Source organism: Sphingomonas sp. SORGH_AS_0438, assembly GCF_031453475.1.
Classification (GTDB): Bacteria; Pseudomonadota; Alphaproteobacteria; order Sphingomonadales; family Sphingomonadaceae; genus Sphingomonas.
On the sequence record NZ_JAVIZS010000003.1, the window covers coordinates 92,923 to 112,536 of the forward strand.

The following is a 19,614-nucleotide window of genomic DNA, read 5'->3' on the forward strand; positions in this document are numbered from 1 at the left end:
GGTCGAGGCCGACATGATCAGATTTCCTTGACCAGCATGAGGAATGCCGATCCGAAGCGGATGTTGGCGGCTCGCGCCGCAGCCCTGCTGACGGTGATCTGGGTCTTCGGCACCGTGCTGATGCCGACGACGCACCGTGCCGACTGCACGCAAGCGGCATCGGACGAGATCGTCAGCACCGAGGATTTCGCGGCGACGGCAGCGATATCCCCTTGCTGGGACCGCAGACCGGCCGTCACGAACGCCACATGATAGCCGCTCAACGCCCCCATGGCCCCGATCGGAACCCGCCGCACCCGGATGGCGCCGCGACCGGCGGCCAAGCCATTGCCGATGGCGCGCTCAATGGCGCTTGCCTCCGCTTCGGAGGCGGCATTGCCGGGTTCGAACAGGATGGCGGCTGCCATCGTGCCGCTGGGTGGCGGCTGCAGGAAAGACACCACGCGTGCGGCAATCGGTACATTCAGTTCAGCGGACAGCGGCGTGGCGCTGGTCAGCGCCACTGCACAGCCACTCCATATCCAAGGCTTAATCACGAACACCCTCCCACCATGGGTTGCGCATGACAGGGCGGGACTATCCAAATAGTTAACGCCGGAGCTACAAAGCTATATTCGCTCGCAAATACCGCAAATTGGCCGCCGGCGAGGCGAAGCGCATGCGGTCAGATCGTCCAGATTATGGTGGATAGCGGTCTGCCCGCTTTCGGGCAGACCTATTATCGCCCGCGCGAGGAATAGGGGGGCCTGAAGCCGGATCAAGCTCGGTAGATGAAGGATTGGGAGAAAGAGACCATCCGGCTGCGGCCCCTAACGGGACTGGTAATCCGTCGCAGTCATTCAAGCTGAGCGATATCATGATACCGTGTTTGAAGAGTGGCGGTTGACCTCACCCAAATTGCAGGTCACCCGCCAGCACCTCTGTGCACTTGCTCGAACGACGTCGTCTGCGCGAGCGAAAACCTGTCGTACGAGCATGGCCTCCATCGTAGCCGAAGGAAAAATGTCCGTTCGGACCTTTCCTGGCTGACAGTCCTTCGGCTTTAGAATTTTTTCCGGACCTGAACTCCTGTCGTCGCGGCTCGCTCGCCATCGGCGATGCGTAGGCCGAGATCCAGCCCAAGATCCCAACCCGACGGTAGCGTCAGGCCGATGCCGGGTGCGAACATGAACTGCTCACGCCCCCATCCCGATGCCATCAGGCTGTAATAGGATGGTCCTGCAACATCGGCATAATCCAAGCCCTGCCGCGTACCGCTGGTGAACTCGTGCATCCACTCGGTCCGTAACCTTCCGGTGAGCAGTCCCACCGACAAAGGCTGCTGCCAGGCGAGACGTAGTCCGAGCGCCCCGGTGACCGATCGTAGATCGCGGTCGTCGAACCGCAGGTTGTACATCCCTGCGCCTACCTCACGGTAACCCGCCAAGCGGCCGTTCAGATATTCCGCTCGGCCGTACAGCGACCAGCGCAGGGCCCCGGTGATATGGTCGATGCCCGACGACAGCGCACCGGTGGTGAAAACACCCTTCCGGTTGGCGAGGGCGAGGGTCCCCGCTTCGTTGTCCTGACGACGCAGCGTATAGTCCAGCCATCCGCGCGCAACCATGCCGTCGACGAAAAGTCCCCGTACCGGCACCACGCTTCCATAAACGGCCAGTACCTGGTTCACGCTGTTCACCCGGTCCACTCCGCCCGCAATCGCGCTGCGATCACGACCGAGGCCGCCGCCAACACCGAGGGTGAAGCCCTTGGCGACGTGCACGTCCACGCCAGCGCTCACGCCAGAGGTGGTGGCACTGACCTTCGAGCGGCCGGTGACCGCGTCGCGTGTTCCGATGTCGATGGTCCCGCCTACCCATAGGCCCAGGCGGCCACCGCAGGCCGGCGGAGCGACGTCCTCCCGCGCTGATGTCGCGGCCCGGTGGGTCGAACCCCGATCGCTATTCGAGGCACTGTTTTCGATCGACTGCCCCGGGACATGCCGGTCAGAGAGCTGATTGGTCGAACGCAACCGCAGTCCGTTCGTCGAACGCGCACAGTCGGCACCATGCAGCGTTTCGGCATGACCCATGAAATTGGCAATCTGGGTGCGTGAGAAACGGCGTGCCGCCTCTGCTTGCGCATCGCTCATGGCGCGGACATTCGCATCTCGCGACGGGTCCCGGCGTGCCGTGACGGTGACGGTCACCGTCGCGGCCGAGGAGGTGCCGAACGCATTGGCCAGGGTGTAGCCTATGGCGATCGTGCCGTTGAAGTGCGCCTTCGGCGTCACCTCCAGGCGGAATGTTCGCGCATCCATGGTCCCGCCGGCGACGATCGTGGCAGTGGCCTGATCGGCAGGCGTCACATTGGTGATCGTGGCTGCGGTGAACGGACCACCCGAGGCTGCGGCCGTCAGGTCGACCGAGACCGTCTGACCGTCGATGGCCGATGCCGTGAGGCTCGAAGCCGTCGGCGCCTTGCCGACCACCTGGATGGTGGCGGTCGCCGGCGCCGAAGTGCCACCCGGACCGACCGCGACATATTGGAACGTATCGGTGCCCTGATAGCCCGCGTTCGGTGTGTAGACGGCGATGACCTGGCCCGGGATCGAGACCGACGATGCCGCCAGTGCGGCCGCCATGAACGGTGCGCCACCAGGCCCGCGCATCACAAGGGTGCGCGAGATCGTGACCGTGCCATGGGTCGGTTGCGTGACGATCCGAATGTCGTCGAATACGCCCGTCACCAGGCTCGACAGGTTGAGGCTGACGCTTTGGCCTGCCTCCGTCTTCGTATTGGCCGCAACCGATGTGGTTACCGGATCGGCCGCCACCGGCGGAGGCGGCGCGCTGACGGTGATCGTATAGGTCGCGGTGCCGGTGGCGCCATGCGCATCGGCGATGGTGACGGTGACGCTGTAGCTGCCCGGCGTGGTCGGGGTGCCCAAGAGGGTGCCGCTTGGCAAGAGGGTGACGCCGGCCGGCAGGCCGGTGGCGGTGTAGTTATAGGGTGCGCTGCCACCCGTGCTGGTCAGCGTGGCATTATAGCCGGTGCCGACGGTGGCGGCGGGCAGCGGCCCTGAAGCCGGCGAGACGGTCAGCGTCGGCGCGGTCACCGTGACGGTGACGGTTGCCGGGGTGCTGGTGCCGGAGGCGTTGGTGGCGGTGTAGGTGAAGCTGTCGCTGCCCGAGAAGCCGGCGGTCGGCGTGTAGGTGATCGAGGTGCCCGAGGCCGAGGCGGTGCCATGGCTCGGCTGGGTCGCGACCGCGACCGAGGTGGCGGTACCACCCGACAGGGCGAGCGCCACCGCATTGGCGGTGCTGTTGGCGGCAACGGTGGCGCTGGCGGCGCCGGCGACCGGCGCCTGAGCGGCGACGGTGAGGGTATAGGCGGCGGTGCCAGTGGCGCCATGCGCGTCGGTGGTGATGACGGTGACGCTGTAGGTGCCGGCGGTGGTCGGGATGCCCGAGAGGGTGCCGCTTGGCGACAGGGTGACGCCGGCGGGCAGGCCGGTGGCGGTGTAGCTATAGGGTGCGCTGCCGCCCGCGCTGGTCAGCGTGGCGTTATAGCCGGTGCCGACGGTGGCGGCGGGCAGCGGTCCCGAAGCCGGCGAGACGGTCAGCGTCGGCGCGGTCACCGTGACGGCGACGGTTGCCGGGGTACTGGTGCCCGAGGCGTTGGTGGCGGTGTAGGTGAAGCTGTCGCTGCCCGAGAAGCCGGCGGTCGGCGTGTAGGTGATCGAGGTGCCCGAGGCCGAGGCGGTGCCATGGCTCGGCTGGGTCGCGACCGCGACCGAGGTGGCGGTGCCGCCCGACAGGGTCAACGTCACCGCATTGGCGGTGCTGTTGGCGGCAACGGTGGCGCTGGCGGCGCCGGCGACCGGCGCCTGAGCGGCGACGGTGAGGGTATAGGCGGCGGTGCCGGTGGCACCATGCGCGTCGGTGATGGTGATGGCGATGGTGTAGCTGCCGGCGGTGGTCGGGATGCCCGAGAGGGTGCCGCTTGGCGACAGGGTGACGCCGGCGGGCAGGCCGGTGGCGGTGTAGCCATAGGGTGCGGTGCCGCCCGCGCTGGTCAGCGTGGCGTTATAGCCGGTGCCGACGGTGGCGGCGGGCAGCGGCCCCGAAGCCGGCGAGACGGTCAGCGTCGGCGCGGTCACCGTGATGGCGACGTTTGCCGGGGTGCTGGTGCCCGAGGCGTTGGTGGCGGTGTAGGTGAAGCTGTCGCTGCCCGAATAACCTGCGGTGGGCGTGTAGGTGATGGCGGTACCCGAGGCGGAGGCGGTGCCATGGCCGGCCGGCGAGGCGACGGCGACGGAGGTGGCGGTGCCGCCCGACAGGACCAGCGTCACCGCATTGGCGGTGCTGTTGGCGGCAACAGTGGCGCTGGCCGCACCGGCGACCGGTGCCTGAGTGGCGACGGTGACCGTATAGGCGGCGGTGCCGGTGGCACCATGCGCGTCGGTGGAGGTGACGGTCAGCTTGAACGTGCCCGATGCGGTCGGCGTGCCCGCCAGGGTACCGTTGCTCGACAGGGTGAGGCCGGCCGGCAGCGCGCCTTCGGTGACGGCATAGCTGTAGGGCGCGGTGCCGCCCGTGCTGGTCAGCTCGGTGGTATAGGCAGAGCCGGCCGTGCCGCCCGGCAGGTTGGCCGGTGTCACAGACAGCGTCGGCGCGGTCACCGTGATGGCGACGTTTGCCGGGGTGCTGGTGCCCGAGGCGTTGGTGGCGGTGTAGGTGAAGCTGTCGCTGCCCGAATAACCCGCGTTCGGGGTATAGGTGATGGCGGTACCCGAGGCAGTGGCGGTGCCATGGCTGGCCGGCGAGGCGACCGCGACGGAGGTGGCGGTGCCGCCCGACAGGACGAGCGTGACCGCATTGGCGGTGCTGTTGGCGGCAACGGTGGCGCTGGCCGCACCGGCGACCGGTGCCTGAGTGGCGACGGTGAGGGTGTAGGCGGCGGTGCCCGTGGCGCCATGCGCGTCGGTGGTGGTGACGGTCAGCTTGAACGTGCCCGATGCGGTCGGCGTGCCCGCCAGGGTACCGTTGCTCGACAGGGTGAGGCCGGCCGGCAGCGCGCCTTCGGTGACGGCATAGCTGTAGGGCGCGGTGCCGCCCGTGCTGGTCAGCTCGGTGGTATAGGCGGTGCCGGCCGTGCCGCCCGGCAGGTTGGCCGGTGTCACAGACAGCGTCGGCGCGGTCACCGTGACGGCGACGTTTGCCGGGGTGCTGGTGCCCGAGGCGTTGGTGGCGGTGTAGGTGAAGCTGTCGCTGCCCGAATAACCTGCGGTGGGCGTGTAGGTGATGGCGGTGCCCGAGGCGGAGGCGGTGCCATGGCTGGCCGGCGAGGCGACGGCGACGGAGGTGGCGGTGCCGCCCGACAGGACGAGCGTGACCGCATTGGCGGTGCTGTTGGCGGCAACGGTGGCGCTGGCCGCACCGGCGACCGGTGCCTGAGTGGCGACGGTGAGGGTGTAGGCGGCGGTGCCCGTGGCGCCATGCGCGTCGGTGGTGGTGACGGTCAGCTTGAACGTGCCCGATGCGGTCGGCGTGCCCGCCAGGGTACCGTTGCTCGACAGGGTGAGGCCGGCCGGCAGCGCGCCTTCGGTGACGGCATAGCTGTAGGGCGCGGTGCCGCCCGTGCTGGTCAGCTCGGTAGTATAGGCGGTGCCGGCCGTGCCGCCCGGCAGGTTGGCCGGTGTCACAGACAGCGTCGGCGCGGTCACCGTGACGGCGACGTTTGCCGGGGTGCTGGTGCCCGAGGCGTTGGTGGCGGTGTAGGTGAAGCTGTCGCTGCCCGAATAACCTGCGGTGGGCGTGTAGGTGATGGCGGTGCCCGAGGCGGAGGCGGTGCCATGGCTGGCCGGCGAGGCGACGGCGACGGAGGTGGCGGCGCCGCCTGACAGGACCAGCGTGACCGCATTGGCGGTGCTGTTGGCGGCGACGGTGGCGCTGGCGGCGCCCGCGATTGGTGCGGCGACGTAGGTATAAGCCGAGTCGGCCGCCCCAATACCCGCAGCCGTCGTAACAGAAATGTTGACGGCGCCAGCGGACCGGGCAGGCGACGTGGCCGTGATCTGTGTGGCGTTATTCACCACGAATGAGCTTGCGGCCGTGCCACCGAAGGCCACCGTCGTCGCCCCGGTAAAGTCAGTGCCCGTGATAACGACACTGGTACCGCCAGAGGTCGGGCCGGAAGACGGCGATACAGCCGTTACGGTCGGCGCTGACGAAGCACCGGCCGGAGTACATGTTACAGTCCAAACGACGGACGCGGTGCTGTCAAATGTTGCGCCCGTGCTTGAAACAGACGTTGTATAAGCTCGTGCGACGGGAGCAAGACTGGTTATGGTATATTCACCACTGCGTCGAGTTCCCGAAATCACATTATCATCAACGACGTTCGTGTTCGTAGGCGTCGAAGTGCGATATCTCACGATCAAGCGGGCATTCGCTCGGCCGGTGCCCTCGACACTATATTTCCAGTTAATGACATCGCCTGGGTCGAACGGCCTCGTCGTATATGAGGTGGTGCTGTCTTCCCTCATTGTCGGGTTGAGAGCGCCGCTGTTTATAGCGGTACAGCCTTCTGAAGCATGGGCAGCGGCGGGAAGCAGCAAAAATCCAACCACAGCAAGCGCTTTGCAAAGACCACCGAAAATAGTCGACCGATGCACCTGATGACCGAAGTTTTTGGCACCAGTCCCGAATTTCGCCACCTGCATATTGCCCCCGTGCCCGATAAGGCAGAATCCGCTTGCGTGCTCGCTAGTTAGCGGTCTGTGGGACCGACAACGCAAGCCGCCATTATAGATATGTTGGGCAAACATATTCCATAAAATGGTAAAAGAGCGGTGAATCGATAGATTCACATTGCTATAAGATTATCGTCGGACAATCCTATTTGCGATCGACGAATCGCTTTATCGCTGAGGAGCGCTGTAGATGCTTGATCCATATCTCGGTGAAATTGCTCAAGGGGCTTGGAACTTTGCCCCCAAGGGTTGGGCTATTTGCGATGGCTCCATGCTGCAAGTCCAACAAAATGTGAGTCTTTTCTCATTGCTGGGGTCAAATTTCGGTGGCGATGGCCGACTAACGTTTTGCCTGCCCAATGCCGCCGGTCGTGCTTTGATTGGCACGGGAAAAACGCTCTCCGGGACGACATATACTGTGGGCCAGGAAGGGGGCTTCGAAACAACCAAAATCACCACCGCTCAGATGCCGTCGCATATCCATCCGCCAGTAACGACGAGCGGGACGCTCACCGCGCTATCGAAGGTGGTCCCAGCCCAACTTAGCAGCGCTCCGTCCCCTAACGCATTCCTTGCCAATGTGGCTGACCCCGACTCTGGGGGTAATCCAGCGATTTATGCCCCCGCTGGCACAACGGGAACTCCGATTAATCTCGCAGGTATTGGCGCCCCAGCGACTGGTGCCGCCGGCGGAGATCAACGCCTCTCGCTAATGCAGCCGTTTCTTGCCGTGATCACGGTGATCGCAATGACCGGCACTTTCCCAAATCGACCGTGATCCCAACCAAGCGATTGTAGCGCATATGTAAGAGCGCAATGGAGATCCAATGAGACTGCTCGAAGCATCCGATTTTGAATCTTGGGTAGGAAAGCGTATCCAGGTCACCGCAGTCCCGAACAATGTGTGTGTGGTGCTGGACCACATAGAAAAAGGCCTGGCGCCTATCGTGATTGAGGGTTTCAGACAATCTTTTACGCTCATATTCAGGTCGACGTTCGATCAACAGCTAATCGATGGCAGCTACGAATTCGATTGTGGAGTAGGTGGTCCGCACGTCATATTTGTGAGTCAAATTCAGCCGATAGGGAATGATCGCTTCTACCAAGCGATCTTCAATTGAGGCCATGATTGAATTTTCCATATCTCACTTCACTAGGAGTTTTCAATATGACTCCCGATGTATATTCAAATATTACAATTCTTAACATCACCGGGCAAGATATTATGACGGGGGGAGGTGGTCACAACGCCGGCTTCTTTCACCAATATCAGATGTTCGCGTGGTTTAACGCAATAACAAACCCATACCCAGCCTTGATCGCTCCAAGCAAGGGCTCCTCAACCTACTTGATGCAGTTCTACAGAGGAGTGGGCGATGAAGATGATGCCGCCGACATCCAGATGAATGTTGGCAATCAGAACCGCGGCGCTGAGAACGTCGTCTGGCTCCAGGCGAGAAGCAACGACAACAGTTCGCACTACATCCAGGCCGTTGTCCAAAATGCCACCGCGCATGGCGGACCCTATGTCATCGCTTTTACGAAAACGGGACCATGGCCCGCTTCACTTGACGCTGTATCGACGCTGACATGGGCTGGCAGCGGCAATACGGTTGGTACGGGTACGCCAAATACCGATCAGACTTTGGCCATTATCGACCTAGGTGCACTTTTCCCGAGCGATGTCGCGAAAGCGCTGGCGACCCAGATACGTAACAGTGCATTGTCGGACTTGGACGCCGGAACGATCTGGTACCAGGCTATGATTTATCTGGGACGAATCGTCTAAATCGTCGAGGGTTTTGGAATATCGGTTGACGAGCGGATCATTCTGCTCGCCAACTGGTCTTTATCGGCGGTTTTGGCGGCCTTGCGAACGGCCCGGCGTTGTCCGTAATTTCTTAGGAGCGATGATCCCCGCCCACTGGCGTCGATCAGCCGGCGCGCCGTCATCATGCGACCGTCGCCGAGCGTGATGTGCTACTCGCTCTCTCCACGAATGATCGCCCCTACCGATGCCTGGATCACGGTGGCGCCGCCATCCGGGACCATCGGGATCGCGCATGGAGTCCAACTCCAATCGCTGGTCCGATCCCCAGCAGCTCGATCCGCGCCTCCCTGTTGGCGAAGGCCTTCCGACCTTCTGGCAATGGTCGCAACGTGTCCATCACCATCTCGTAATTCTCGCGGGTAAGCACCTCGATCGGCACTCGGGCTGGCCAAAAACTGGGCACATAGAGGTCGTAGATCGGGGGATAGCCTGAGCGGCAGCTGCTCGTGTCAGTTTGCCACGGCACCGCCATCCAGCACATGGTGCCACCGGCGAACAGGCCATGGAGTGGCCTGTTGGTGATCTTAACGTCATCCGGGGTCAGCACCGCGCTCTGGCGTGGTTCGACTCAGCCATCAGGCGCGTGGCGGAACCGGCTCGGCGCCATGTAGATCGAGGCGGCACGCACCGGCCAGGTCATCTCGCAGCCGGGATGAAAGGCATCGCCAGACAGAACTCTACCGCGGCACGCGTCAACATGTCGCCCTGCTCCACGAGCGACGCCTCGTCGAACGAACGTGGTCGCGCTGAGGCGGTATCGCCATCGCATCACCATAGAGCCAGGGCCAGGAGACCAGCGAGTTGCCATCGGTGCCGAAGTCGCAAAATTGTTATGGATGCCCCGACGCTGCTCGCGATAAGCCGGACTGGTCTGCCGAGCCGGGCGATCGCCTTGGCACTGGTCAAGTCGAACACCCTATCCCAGCCAAAGCCTGTCCGAAAACCCGCATTGGTTTACCGCAGCCGCTCCATATGCTGGACGATCGGCAGGATGTCCCACGCGAGGGACCGCCTTGCGGGGGCGGCGAGTGTACCGCTCTTGATCGCGACATCGCGCATCATATCCCCATCGCCCACACCGACTTGCGCTGCAGTCGGTAATTGGGGGGAGCGACTACAAATCAGGCGGGCGCGAACTCCAGCGCCTGCCCGTTCAGGATCACATTCGCGGTCACCGGACCGTCCGAGATATCGTCATACCATCCCTCATTATTGGCGAAAGTAATGGCGACACTGCCATCGACGCCGGCGGATATCCCCTTGTTGCCCAGCACCGTCAGCCGCTGTTCGGCGTCCGTCGTTGTTTCGCCTACGTGAGGGCAGAGCGCTGGTTCGACGCTAGATGTTTGGTCCCGGCGATTGAGGGCGCGTCGATCGACACCACCACCGCCAACGGCCGGCTGATCTTCGCGAGTTTTTTTGCTGGCCTCGCCGAGTTCAAGCGCGAACTGATCGTCGAGCGCACCCGCGCCGGTCTGGAATCGACGCGTGCCTGCGGCCGGCACGACGGGCGGCCGTTCAAGATGACACCGGCCAGGCTGCGCCTCACCCAGGCGGCATTGGGCAGGCCGGAGACGGAGGTCGCCGAACCGGGTGTCCCACGGCAGACGCTGTACCGGCATGTCACGTCCAAGGGGGAGATCAGGCCGGATAGCGAGACGCTGCTGGCGCGGTGGGCCCGTGCCGCATCCTGACTTGCCGGATCGCGGCGTCTAAGGCGCATCCTGGCATTTGCCGCCCTGATCCGGAAAAAGAAGAAGATGGTCCGAACCTCCGCCACGCTGATCGTCGATCAGGCCCTGCTCCACATCGCGGCGCATGGCGTGCGGTCGCTGTCGCTGCGCAAGGTGACGGCCTCCGTCGATCGATCCACCGGGTCCGTCTTCCAGACCTTTACCGGACGGGACGAACTGCTGTGCGCGGTGTTGGAGGAAGCGGTGCGGCGAGACGGCGCGTGGCACCGGCAATGGGCGTCGTCCCTTGCCGGCATGCGGCTGGACGGGGCGGGGCTGGCGAACATCGTCGCCGATTACCTGATCGAGCGGGCGCGATCGGCCGAGCCGGGGGCCGCGGTCTGGCAGGATGCGATGTTCGAGGGCGACGCCTGGCCGATCGCCGCGGCGACCGCGATCGCGGCGGGGGTGGCCGTGCAGACCGCATTCTGGCGCGACCTGCTCGATTCCGTCGAGGGCGGCGCGGCGCTGGCCGAGGCGATCGTGACCTTCGGCATCATGGAATCCGCCTATGCGACGATCCTCCACGAGGACATCGCCTATCGCCTGCTGGTCCGGGCAACGACGTCCGCGCTCGTCGAACAGGCGATGGGGGGCGGTTGTGCGGGCGGGGCCGGATCGTCAGCGGTGATGGAGTGGGCGGACACCCAGACCCGGCCGGTCGCCCCCGTCGCACCGGCGGCACCGCTGGCGGCGCGGCTGCTCCATGCCGCAGCGACGGCGATCCGGCAGGAGGGCGTGGCGGCGCTCAACCTGCGCCGGATCGCGACGCCGGCAAAGGCGTCCCCTTCTCCACCCACTATGCCGCGACCGCCAGCCAGCTCCCGACCTATGCCGCATCGTACAAGGCGTCGGAAAAACCCGCGATCAGCGATGCCGCATTCCTTGATGATGAGGAGTTCACCATTTCCCTTAGTGGCTTCCGCAAAAGATTTGGGGCGCCCCGATAGGGGCGTTCAACGCGCGCTAGCGAACGTTTTCGAACAGAGTTTCACCGGTGCCGCTTCAGCGGGCGATCGCCCCGCCGTGATCAGTGAGCGTATGATGGTGATGTCCGGGGCGAGATCGAGGATGATCTCGTCGACCGTCTCTTCTTTCCGGTCGACTAGCGCGACCCAGCCTTCGTAGCGTAGCAGACCGAGGAGTGCCCCCATCCGGCGTCGGCTCCGGGGCATCTTCCTGGTCCACGAAGAAATCATGGCGCAACCATCGACGCGCGACCGGAGCCGACAGGCCGGACAGGTGATGGTAGAGTTCGGCGAACGGTTTCTGCCACGCCGGTAAACTCGTTGTTCTGAGAAGCCTGCCTGATGCGAGCAGATTAGCGGTGTAAATCAATCCGCCTTTGCTGGTGGGATTGGGGTGTACTGCGCCGAAACCAACAGCCATCTGCCCGCCGTTCGCTGGGCGACGTAACGAACGCGAACGGACCGAGCTGCTCCCTCGGGAAAAGTGAATGACTTACGTGTCGTAATAACCGCAACGTCGCCGCGTGATCGAATGACCAAAGGTTCGGTGGTCATTGCTGGCACAGGTCGTTTCGATTCAGGAGTGTAAAATCCCAGCACCTTCTCGCGAGTGTCGACTTCGCCGACTGGTGAAATTTCCTCGTAATCAGCGGCAAGGGTGTTTGTGAGAGAAGCCGGATCGTACTGAATTCGAGCGGCTTCGAAACGATCAATCAGAGACTGGACGTCTAGATTCTGTGCACTTGCGATCGATGCTATCGACAAAGCCACCGAACCGATCACCCAAATCATTAAACGCATATGTCCCCCTTTGATAAGATTCATGCTGCTCCGGTAATGCCTTCCACCGGGATTGAATAATGGGAAAGCGGTCGCCGTCTCAAAACCCGCTCGCAAGCGTGTTGGAGAAGAACCGCACCACCTCCCGGTCGAAGCGTGCATGGAAGGCCGCCCGGTCAAAGCCGGGTGCGCTTTGGCAAAGCTGTGGCATTGAGGCTGCGTCAGCACAGGGAGCCAGGAAGTCGAAATGTCCGGCACCGGGCACCGCATGGAATTCCGGCTTGTTCGGGAGTGCCGCACGAACCGCGTCCGCGTAGAACGGAGCCGGGAGGATCTTGTCGTCATCGGCACGCCAGAGCTGCACGGGTATGCGGACGGCAGCCAGCCCCGCACGATCAAAGGTGAAGCCGATCGCGGGCGCGGCGACGACGATGGCCTTGATGCGTGGGTCCGTTATCGATGGCCAGGCGCTCGATAACGTTCGGGGTTGTGACATCAAGAGCGTGCATACGAAGGACGCGGGGTGCTGTTTGCAGTGCTCCAGAAGGCGCGTCATGTCCGGCCTGCCTCCCGCCGCAGCGAGGACCGTAAATCCACCGGCCGAAAAGCCGAAGGCCCCGATCCGATTGGCGTCGATCGACCCACGTTTGGGCCATGTCCGCACCATGTACGAGATCGTGGCGCTGAGCGCGACCGGATGGCCCTCGATTCGGGTCGCTTGGCTGTTATCGCGCCAGTTATCGCCGGGATGCGTGAGCGCGGCGACGATGAAGCCGGCGCGCGCAAGCGCAATCGCCGTGTCGACGTGCCCGGCGAAATCGCCCCCGGTCCCATGCGAGATGACGATTAGCGGATGCCGTCCCTCCGGCACGTCCGCGCCGCGCACCACGTCCTGCTCGTAAAGGCCGAGCCGCTGGCGAACCGGCGCGCCGGAAGCAGGATACCAGACACCGATCTCGGTTCCGTCCGCCGTCACCTGACGCTCAAAACCTGCCTGCCCGGATTGGGCTTCGGCTGCTGGCGAACCGCTCGCGAGCAGGAGGGTAACAAAGGCAAAACGTAGCGACATGACATACTCCATCGTGATGCGAAGCCTGATGAGCGACGCCATGCCCCTGCCGGAAGCCGCCTATTCGCGAACGGGCGAATGGGTTCGCCGATCGGCAAACGGGCTTCGCTCGTCATCCCGGTCGCGGTAGGATGGGGTGTGATCCGGTCTGCACCCTCTGCGTCCATTGCCCGATGGGCGGTTCCGCCACTGGCGCGCTGGATCGCGCTGACTGTTGTTGCCGGCACACTGCTGGCGGTCCTGGGACCGTTTGGCAGCTACATGAATGGCGGCGCCATGCGGCTGCTCGCCTATTGGATCGGTGCCATGCTGTTGGGCCTTGTGCTGTACGGTTCGGCATACAGGATGGCCGGCATCTGGACAGTGCCCGGCTCGTGGAGGTGGTGGCTGACGCTGGTCGTGGCGGCGCTGGTCGCCAGCGTTCCCGAAACCTTGGCGACGCGGGCGGCTGCGTTCCGAATATGGCCCGAACTGTCCAACGTCTATCTGCCCCTGCCCTTATGGTTCGCGCAGACCGCGACGATCGGACTGATCGCGACGATGGGCATCGGCTTTTTTCGACGCCGCCCGGTATCAGCACCGATCGACGCTTCTGCGGCGCCGCCCGTCATCGAGCCGGTCGTGACCCCGCTGGGCGGGGATGTGCTGGCACTGCAAATGGAGGACCACTACGTCCGCATTCATCGCCCTGCCGGCACCGAACTGATTCTGATGCCGTTGGGCCGTGCGATTAAAGCCGTGCAGGTGCAAGGATTGCGGACACATCGGTCCTGGTGGGTCGCGAGCCACGCCGTGGAACGCGTCGAAGGCAATGCTCGCTCCATGCGTCTTATATTGTCGAACGGGGCAGTTGCACCTGTCGCCCGTTCCGCGGTCATACATCTTAGAGACAAGGGCTGGTTCAGTAATGCGAGTAGCGACATCAACCCCGACGCGTCGTCATAGCTGATCTAAGGCTGCGCCGGTTGGCGTCATTCTCGAAAACCAAGGATGAGTTGGACCGTGGAGCGGCAACCGGCTGTCGCACGGCTCCCTCTTACTCCCTTCCAGAAACCCGTTCCCGATTGCGGTTTCCCAGGATGGGCAGGTGGTGATGGAGAAGTGAGAATAACTATCCACGACGGCCTGGCGTCAACCTTACGGATCCGAACCCGAAATTGGCCTTGATACAATCACGATTATCGATATGTTGCGCATCGATAATCGTGAGGTGGCATGTGGCTAAGGGTGACGGGGTGACGGCGGTCTCAGGGGCTGCCACGCGGTTGTTCCTGGTCGCCAACCTTCTGTTCGGCCTCGCCTTCGCTATCGCCATCCTCGCTTCCTTCCCTTTCGCGGGAGCGATCACCGGACGGCTTAGCGCCAAATACGGTTCTGCCGTCGACGCGTCTGCGGTGCTCGTCGCCATACGCCTGCTGCTGGTGGGCGGGATCGTCGGGGTTGCCGTTCTGCACCGCGTGTTCGCGAACCTGCTCGCGATCCTCCGGACGATCCGCTCGGGTGACCCGTTCACCATCGCCAACGCATCCCGCCTGCAAGCGATCGGCTGGGCATTGCTGGCCTTTCAGTTTCTGGATCTGGTGCTGGGCGGCTTCACCGCTTGGTTCGCGCACCTCCACGTCCAGTTCGCAACTTGGTCTCCGGCGCTGGGCGGCTGGCTAGCCGTACTCCTCGCCTTCGTTCTCGCCGGCGTGTTCCGTCACGGCGCGACCATGCGCGACGATCTGGCGGCCACTATCTGATGCCAGTCCGGGTCGAGCTGGATGAGCTGCTGCATGCCCGGCGCATGACGCTGACCGAGTTGTCGGCCGCAGTCGGCATCAGCCTCGCGAACCTGTCCATCCTGAAGAACGGCAAGGCGCGCGCGATCCGGTTCTCGACGCTGACCGCGATCTGCCATGCGCTGGATTGTCAGCCCGGCGACTTGCTCATCGTCACTCCTGGGGAGGAAGAACCATGACCTTCTGGCAGATGTTCAAGGCAAGCTACACCGGGGGTATGGCGTTCATGCTCGCCTACCCGGCGCTGATCGCCATCCCGGTCGCGTTTGAGCTGCTACAGCATGTCGTCGAGGTACACCGGGGCATGTACGCCAGCCTTGTTGCTGCCAAGGCGGCCGACGCGGACCCCGTGCGGCTCGGCTTCGGGCTGCTGAAGGTCGCGACGCTCACCTTGTCCAGCTACTGGATCGTCCGCTTTTTAGCTTGGCGCGATCCGGCACGGGCCGGCGCCGTGGAGGCGCCTGCGGCACGCCTGTTCGCTGGCGTGCTCGCATTCCAGCTCATCCTCACGGCCGTTCAACTCTTCGCGCTGCCGCGCACCGGGGGCGTGCTGCTGAGCGAGGCACTGGCTGGTTTCGTCCTAGGCGTGCTCCTTGCGGCTTGGATCGCCGCGGCCGCACTCGGTAATGCGCGGATCGGGCCTTGGGCATCGGCGAGGATCATGATGCCCCGGCTGCTGTGGAGCGCTGGATTGTCGCTGGCGGTCGTGTTGCCGCTGATGGTGCCGCACTATGTTCTGGGCGCCCTGGCGCTGGTCGGGCCCAAGGCGCTGCTCTGGCCGGTACTGATCGTCGACGCACTGCTGGTCGGCCTGCTCGCAGCTGTCATGAGCGCCTCCGGATATCTGATCGCGAAGCGCGGCGCTGACGGGGCGGGCGTACCACTGGTCGGATCGGACGTAGAGACGCCGAACTCAGTAACCACCATCACAACTGAAGCTGTGCGTCGCTAATATTCTAAGTTTCGCGACAGCAGCGCTAGCGCCCAGTTCTCCTCGTAAGCCAATATCGCAAAAGTCAGTTACATGATTTCTATGTTATGATGCACTTTTGCAACCTGCTGATCGGCTACGCTCGTGTGTCTACCGAAGACCAGGACCTTCGGCTGCAACGCGGCGCGTTGCAGGAAGTCGGATGCAAGCGGACGTTCGAGGAGACGGTGTCGGGCGCGAAGCGCGCCCGACCCGAGCTAGCCAAGATGATCGAACAGCTGCGCGACGATGACACAGTGGTGGTGACGCGGCTCGACCGGCTGGCGCGCTCCACCCGCGATCTGCTCGATATCGCCGAGAAGCTGAAGGAGGCCGGTGCCGGCCTGCGCCCCCTGGCCGGGCCCTGGGCGGACACCAGATCGCCAGTGGGTCGCGTGGTGCTGACGGTGTTCGCCGGCATCGCCGAGTTCGAGCGCGAACTGATCCACCAGCGCACCAGCAGCGGGCGGATAGCGGCGAAGGCGAGGGGGGTCCGGTTTGACCGCCCGCCCAAGCTCACCCCCGACCAGATCGCGCTCGGCAAACGGTTGGTAAACGAGGGCACTTCTGTTCGCGAAGCCGCCAAGCTGCTCAAATGCCACACTCTATCGGGCGTTATCTGCTCCCTCGCAGTCCTTAGTCTTGGGATGCTGACGGCGGATCGAGCTAGCAAGCTCCGCGATGATTCCCGCGCATTCTGCTGCCGTAAGTTCATCGTGCTGAGCCGCAAAGGCTAACATTGGCACGAGAGAAGCGATTGGCACCTCACTGCAGCATCGTGGACTAGAACGGATTCCGATCAGTCCGGGTCATAGCTGCCGGAACCGAAGTAATTGGCGCATTCCTGTGGTTGGAACAGGTAGACCAAGCTGCCGATGAAAGATTACAAGCCGGACACGGTGCGTTCGCCGGCCCTGCGAAGCATGGCCTTGAGGCGGGCGAACGCCTTCTCGATCGGGTTGAAGTCGGGACTGTAGGGCGGGAGGAACATGAGGCGGCCACCTGCGGCTTCGATGGCTTCGCGGACGCCGGCACGCTTGTGGCTGGACAGGTTGTCCATGATGACCACGTCGCCGCGTCGGAGGTCGGGCATGAGGACCTGTCGGACATGGGCCTCGAACCAGTCGCCGTTGATCGGGCCGTCGAGCACCATCGGCGCGACCATGCCGGTCATGCGCCAGCCGGCGACCAGCCTGGTCGTCTTGCGATGGCCGTGCAGGTAGCCCATCCGCAGCCGCTCACCCCGCCGGCAGCGGCCGTGGCTGCGCATCATGTTGGTCGCCGTCTGACGTGCGCCGCCTTCCTTGCCGACCAAAGGATCACACCGTCAAACCGTGGGATCGCAGACCTGGGTAGACGAGGTCCGAAGCAGGGAGGGGGCAGGGGCTGTAAGTGACCGCCAACGCGTCTCCTGGCTATCGGCCGCCGGATCGCACGCTATGAGCCGTGGGAACCCATGCCGCGCTCCCGACCCCAGATGACGGCGCCGCTTCGCCGGCTCACCCCCAGTTTCGCATAGATCCGGGCGACATGGTTGCGCACGGTGTTGCGCGACAGGTTCAAGCGCTGGGCGATCCCGCTGTCGTCCAGATCGTCGCAGATCAGGCCGAGCACTTCTCGCTCGCGGGGGGACAGGTCTTCGGCGGGCGGTTGCGTCTGGGGGCGGCGGAGGGTGGCGAGCTTGTCCAGGATGGATCGGCTCAACCAGCTCGTATCCTGCATCACCTCGTCGATGGCCTTGGCCAGTTCGACCTCGTCGCGACGCCGATCGGTCACATCCTGATAGACCCAGAGGACGCAATCCGCGCCATCGACATTGATGGTCTCGGCGGAAACGAGGCAGCCGATCAACTCGCCGGTGCGAGACCGCAACCGCGCTTCGTACTGGCGCAACGTACCATGTTCCGCCACGAGCTGGTCTGCTGCGTGGTACGTGTCGCGTGCGTCCCATAGGCTTGGGCGACCCGTCGCCGGGCCGGTCAGCTCTGCGCTGTCATATCCCGTCAGGGCCCGGAATGCCGCGTTGACGCGGGTGATGGAGCGGTCGGCGCCCTGCGTGACCGCCATGGCGACGGGGGCCATCTCGAACACGGTCAGCAGATGCCGTTCGCTGGCGGCCAGCGCTTCCTCCGCCTCGCGGCGCGGCTGCAGGTCGGCAAAGGTGAGCAGCAGCGCATCCTCCTGCGTGACGTCGATCGGCTGACCGGCGAACAGGACCAGCCGCCGCGATCCGTCCGCGACGAGCAATTCGGCCTCGGTCTGGGGCACGGTGCAGCCCTCCTCGATCCGCGTCTTGACCTCTTTCGCATCCTCCACGCCGCCCAGCAGCTCCAAGCCGAACAGCGCCTTGCCGCGGAGATCGTCTTCCCCGAACCCCGTCAGCGACAGGAATCCCGGATTGGCCCGCATCACGCGCAGGTCGGACTGTCGGACGACGAGCGCCGGCGCCGGGTTCGCCTGGAACATCGCCTTGAACCGCGCCTCGGCATCGAAGCGCGCGGAGACATCGCAGAGGACGAGGGCGAGATAGTCCGGCTCTCCCCCATCCACATCCATCGTGACGTCGCGGACCTGATGCACCCAGCGGACCTCGTCCTCGCCCGCCGGCATCACTTCGACGACCTCGTCCGGGAAGCTTTCCCCGGCCAGCAGTCGGAACAGCGGATAGTCGCGGCGCTTGAGCGGCCGGCCGGTGCTAGAAAGGAGCGTGAAGCGTTCGGCATAGCCTTCGGCGGTCGTGCCCAGATCCTCCAGCCTATCGATCCCGTGCATGCGCAGGGCCGCGGCGTTGGCCCGCAGGATCACACCGGCGGAATCGAGCAGGATCACCCCGTCCAGCAATTGCGCCATGAGCTGTTCGAGGTGGCGGAGCGTCGGCGAGGAAGCGGGTGTCGGCATGGTCCTGCAAGCGCTTGGCCGGCACCGACGTTCCCGGCCGGCATTGGTGCCACTAGTGCGCGCGCACCAATGGCTCCGACCATCGGCCGGGCGTCGATCTGAACATCATCGTGCTGCAACCCGTTGAGCGATCACGAAATCATGATGTGAAGGAATGACCATGGGCTTCATCGTACTTCTTGTCGTCGGCGGATTGATCGGCTGGGTGGCGAGCATGATCATGCGCACCGACGGACAGCAGGGCATTTTCCTCAACATCGTCGTCGGCATCGTCGGCGCCATGCTGGCGGGCTTCCTCATCACGCCGCTGATTGGCGGCGCACCGATCACCAGCGGCGTGATCAGCATCCAGTCGGTGGTGGTATCGCTGCTGGGCGCGGTGGTGTTGCTGGCGATCATCAACTTCTTTCGCCGCGGCGCGCTGCGCTGATCGAAAGCCCGGCCATGCGTCCTGCCCAGATGGGAAGGGCGGCACGGTCGGGCCGACGCTGAAGCTAAATCATCGGGCCCGCCCGCGAATGCGGGCCACCCGCAGGCGCCGCAGCCGGGCCGATCATGCCTATCATCCCAGGCGCCGCATGCAGCGCGCACCTGCGCGAAGGTGAGAGGCAGTGGAGGCATCGCGCATCGTCGGTGTTGCCCGCCCGCCCGACATCAACATCATAACATCACGCAGGAGAGTTCCATGGTTCGATATCTGATAGCCGCCTCGGCCGTTGCCCTGTTCGCCAGCGCCGCACCGGCGCAGACCCAGGCCGGCTCTCACAACCCCGTGATCAAGGACGGCGCGCCGCATGGCGTCGCAGCGCCGGCCAAGGGCGCGAATTCGTTCACCGAGGATCAGGCGC

Annotated in this window: 16 protein-coding genes and 3 pseudogenes; 11 read left to right on the forward strand and 8 right to left on the reverse strand. The window is 64.2% G+C overall.

Features of this window, described 5'->3' with window-relative positions:
• Positions 1-17 precede the first annotated feature (17 nt).
• A complete protein-coding gene (locus QE452_RS18645) occupies positions 18-503 on the reverse strand; it encodes a YfiR/HmsC family protein (RefSeq protein WP_309660283.1) in 486 nt (161 codons plus the stop codon).
• A gap of 539 nt (positions 504-1,042) precedes the next feature.
• A complete protein-coding gene (locus QE452_RS18650; protein ID WP_309730697.1) occupies positions 1,043-6,811 on the reverse strand; it encodes an Ig-like domain-containing protein in 5,769 nt (1,922 codons plus the stop codon).
• Between the two features lie 115 nt (positions 6,812-6,926).
• On the opposite strand from QE452_RS18650, the gene QE452_RS18655 reads away from it, so the two are divergent.
• The 3 genes from QE452_RS18655 to QE452_RS18665 are packed head-to-tail and all read left to right on the forward strand — an operon-like array spanning position 6,927 to position 8,525.
• Complete coding sequence (locus QE452_RS18655; RefSeq protein ID WP_309660369.1) at positions 6,927-7,514, forward strand: tail fiber protein; 588 nt, start codon at positions 6,927-6,929, stop codon at positions 7,512-7,514.
• A 49-nt stretch (positions 7,515-7,563) separates the two neighbouring features.
• Positions 7,564-7,857, forward strand: coding sequence for a DUF6916 family protein (locus QE452_RS18660; protein ID WP_309660368.1), 294 nt, complete (start codon positions 7,564-7,566; stop codon positions 7,855-7,857).
• A 47-nt stretch (positions 7,858-7,904) separates the two neighbouring features.
• Positions 7,905-8,525, forward strand: a complete 621-nt coding sequence (locus tag QE452_RS18665; RefSeq protein WP_309660367.1) for a hypothetical protein — start codon at positions 7,905-7,907, stop codon at positions 8,523-8,525.
• A 235-nt stretch (positions 8,526-8,760) separates the two neighbouring features.
• Here the strand turns inward: QE452_RS18665 and QE452_RS18670 are convergent.
• Together QE452_RS18670 and QE452_RS18675 are read right to left on the reverse strand one after the other, a co-directional pair.
• Positions 8,761-9,375, reverse strand: a pseudogene (locus QE452_RS18670) (LodA/GoxA family CTQ-dependent oxidase).
• Positions 9,376-9,688: 313 nt separating this feature from the next.
• Positions 9,689-9,841 (reverse strand): LodA/GoxA family CTQ-dependent oxidase, encoded by a 153-nt coding sequence (locus tag QE452_RS18675; protein WP_309660366.1) that lies wholly within the window; start codon positions 9,839-9,841, stop codon positions 9,689-9,691.
• A 90-nt stretch (positions 9,842-9,931) separates the two neighbouring features.
• Here QE452_RS18675 and QE452_RS18680 point away from each other — a divergent pair.
• Together QE452_RS18680 and QE452_RS18685 are read left to right on the forward strand one after the other, a co-directional pair.
• Positions 9,932-10,261 (forward strand): annotated as a pseudogene (locus tag QE452_RS18680) (recombinase family protein); the annotation flags it as partial.
• A 66-nt stretch (positions 10,262-10,327) separates the two neighbouring features.
• Positions 10,328-11,428, forward strand: a complete 1,101-nt coding sequence (locus QE452_RS18685) for a hypothetical protein (protein WP_309730700.1) — start codon at positions 10,328-10,330, stop codon at positions 11,426-11,428.
• Positions 11,429-11,634: 206 nt separating this feature from the next.
• Here QE452_RS18685 and QE452_RS18690 read toward each other — a convergent pair whose 3' ends face one another.
• Entirely contained in the window at positions 11,635-12,093 is a 459-nt protein-coding gene (locus tag QE452_RS18690; protein WP_309660364.1) for a nuclear transport factor 2 family protein, read from the reverse strand.
• Between the two features lie 55 nt (positions 12,094-12,148).
• On the reverse strand, positions 12,149-13,159 hold the full coding sequence (locus tag QE452_RS18695) for a prolyl oligopeptidase family serine peptidase (protein WP_309660363.1): 1,011 nt from the start codon (positions 13,157-13,159) through the stop codon (positions 12,149-12,151).
• A gap of 36 nt (positions 13,160-13,195) precedes the next feature.
• On the opposite strand from QE452_RS18695, the gene QE452_RS18700 reads away from it, so the two are divergent.
• The 5 genes from QE452_RS18700 to QE452_RS18720 all read left to right on the forward strand — a co-directional run bounded on the left by QE452_RS18700 (position 13,196) and on the right by QE452_RS18720 (position 16,605).
• Positions 13,196-14,062 carry a LytTR family DNA-binding domain-containing protein gene (locus QE452_RS18700; protein WP_309660362.1) on the forward strand — a complete coding sequence of 289 codons (867 nt, stop codon included), beginning with the start codon at positions 13,196-13,198 and terminating at the stop codon, positions 14,060-14,062.
• 320 nt (positions 14,063-14,382) lie between these two features.
• Positions 14,383-14,859, forward strand: coding sequence for a DUF2975 domain-containing protein (locus QE452_RS18705; protein ID WP_309660361.1), 477 nt, complete (start codon positions 14,383-14,385; stop codon positions 14,857-14,859).
• Positions 14,859-15,077 carry a helix-turn-helix transcriptional regulator gene (locus QE452_RS18710; protein WP_309660360.1) on the forward strand — a complete coding sequence of 73 codons (219 nt, stop codon included), beginning with the start codon at positions 14,859-14,861 and terminating at the stop codon, positions 15,075-15,077. The genes QE452_RS18705 and QE452_RS18710 overlap by 1 nt, the downstream gene beginning before the upstream one ends.
• Positions 15,074-15,850, forward strand: coding sequence for a hypothetical protein (locus QE452_RS18715; RefSeq protein ID WP_309660359.1), 777 nt, complete (start codon positions 15,074-15,076; stop codon positions 15,848-15,850). Before QE452_RS18710 ends, QE452_RS18715 begins: the two co-directional genes overlap by 4 nt.
• Positions 15,851-15,936: 86 nt before the next feature.
• Complete coding sequence (locus tag QE452_RS18720; protein ID WP_405052837.1) at positions 15,937-16,605, forward strand: recombinase family protein; 669 nt, start codon at positions 15,937-15,939, stop codon at positions 16,603-16,605.
• A gap of 62 nt (positions 16,606-16,667) precedes the next feature.
• Here the strand turns inward: QE452_RS18720 and QE452_RS18725 are convergent.
• Positions 16,668-17,153, reverse strand: a pseudogene (locus QE452_RS18725) (transposase); the annotation flags it as partial.
• Between the two features lie 152 nt (positions 17,154-17,305).
• Entirely contained in the window at positions 17,306-18,766 is a 1,461-nt protein-coding gene (locus tag QE452_RS18730) for a PAS domain S-box protein (RefSeq protein WP_309730703.1), read from the reverse strand.
• A gap of 160 nt (positions 18,767-18,926) precedes the next feature.
• Here QE452_RS18730 and QE452_RS18735 point away from each other — a divergent pair, with 160 nt between their 5' ends.
• On the forward strand, positions 18,927-19,196 hold the full coding sequence (locus tag QE452_RS18735; RefSeq protein WP_309660373.1) for a GlsB/YeaQ/YmgE family stress response membrane protein: 270 nt from the start codon (positions 18,927-18,929) through the stop codon (positions 19,194-19,196).
• The last annotated feature ends 418 nt before the right edge of the window (positions 19,197-19,614 follow it).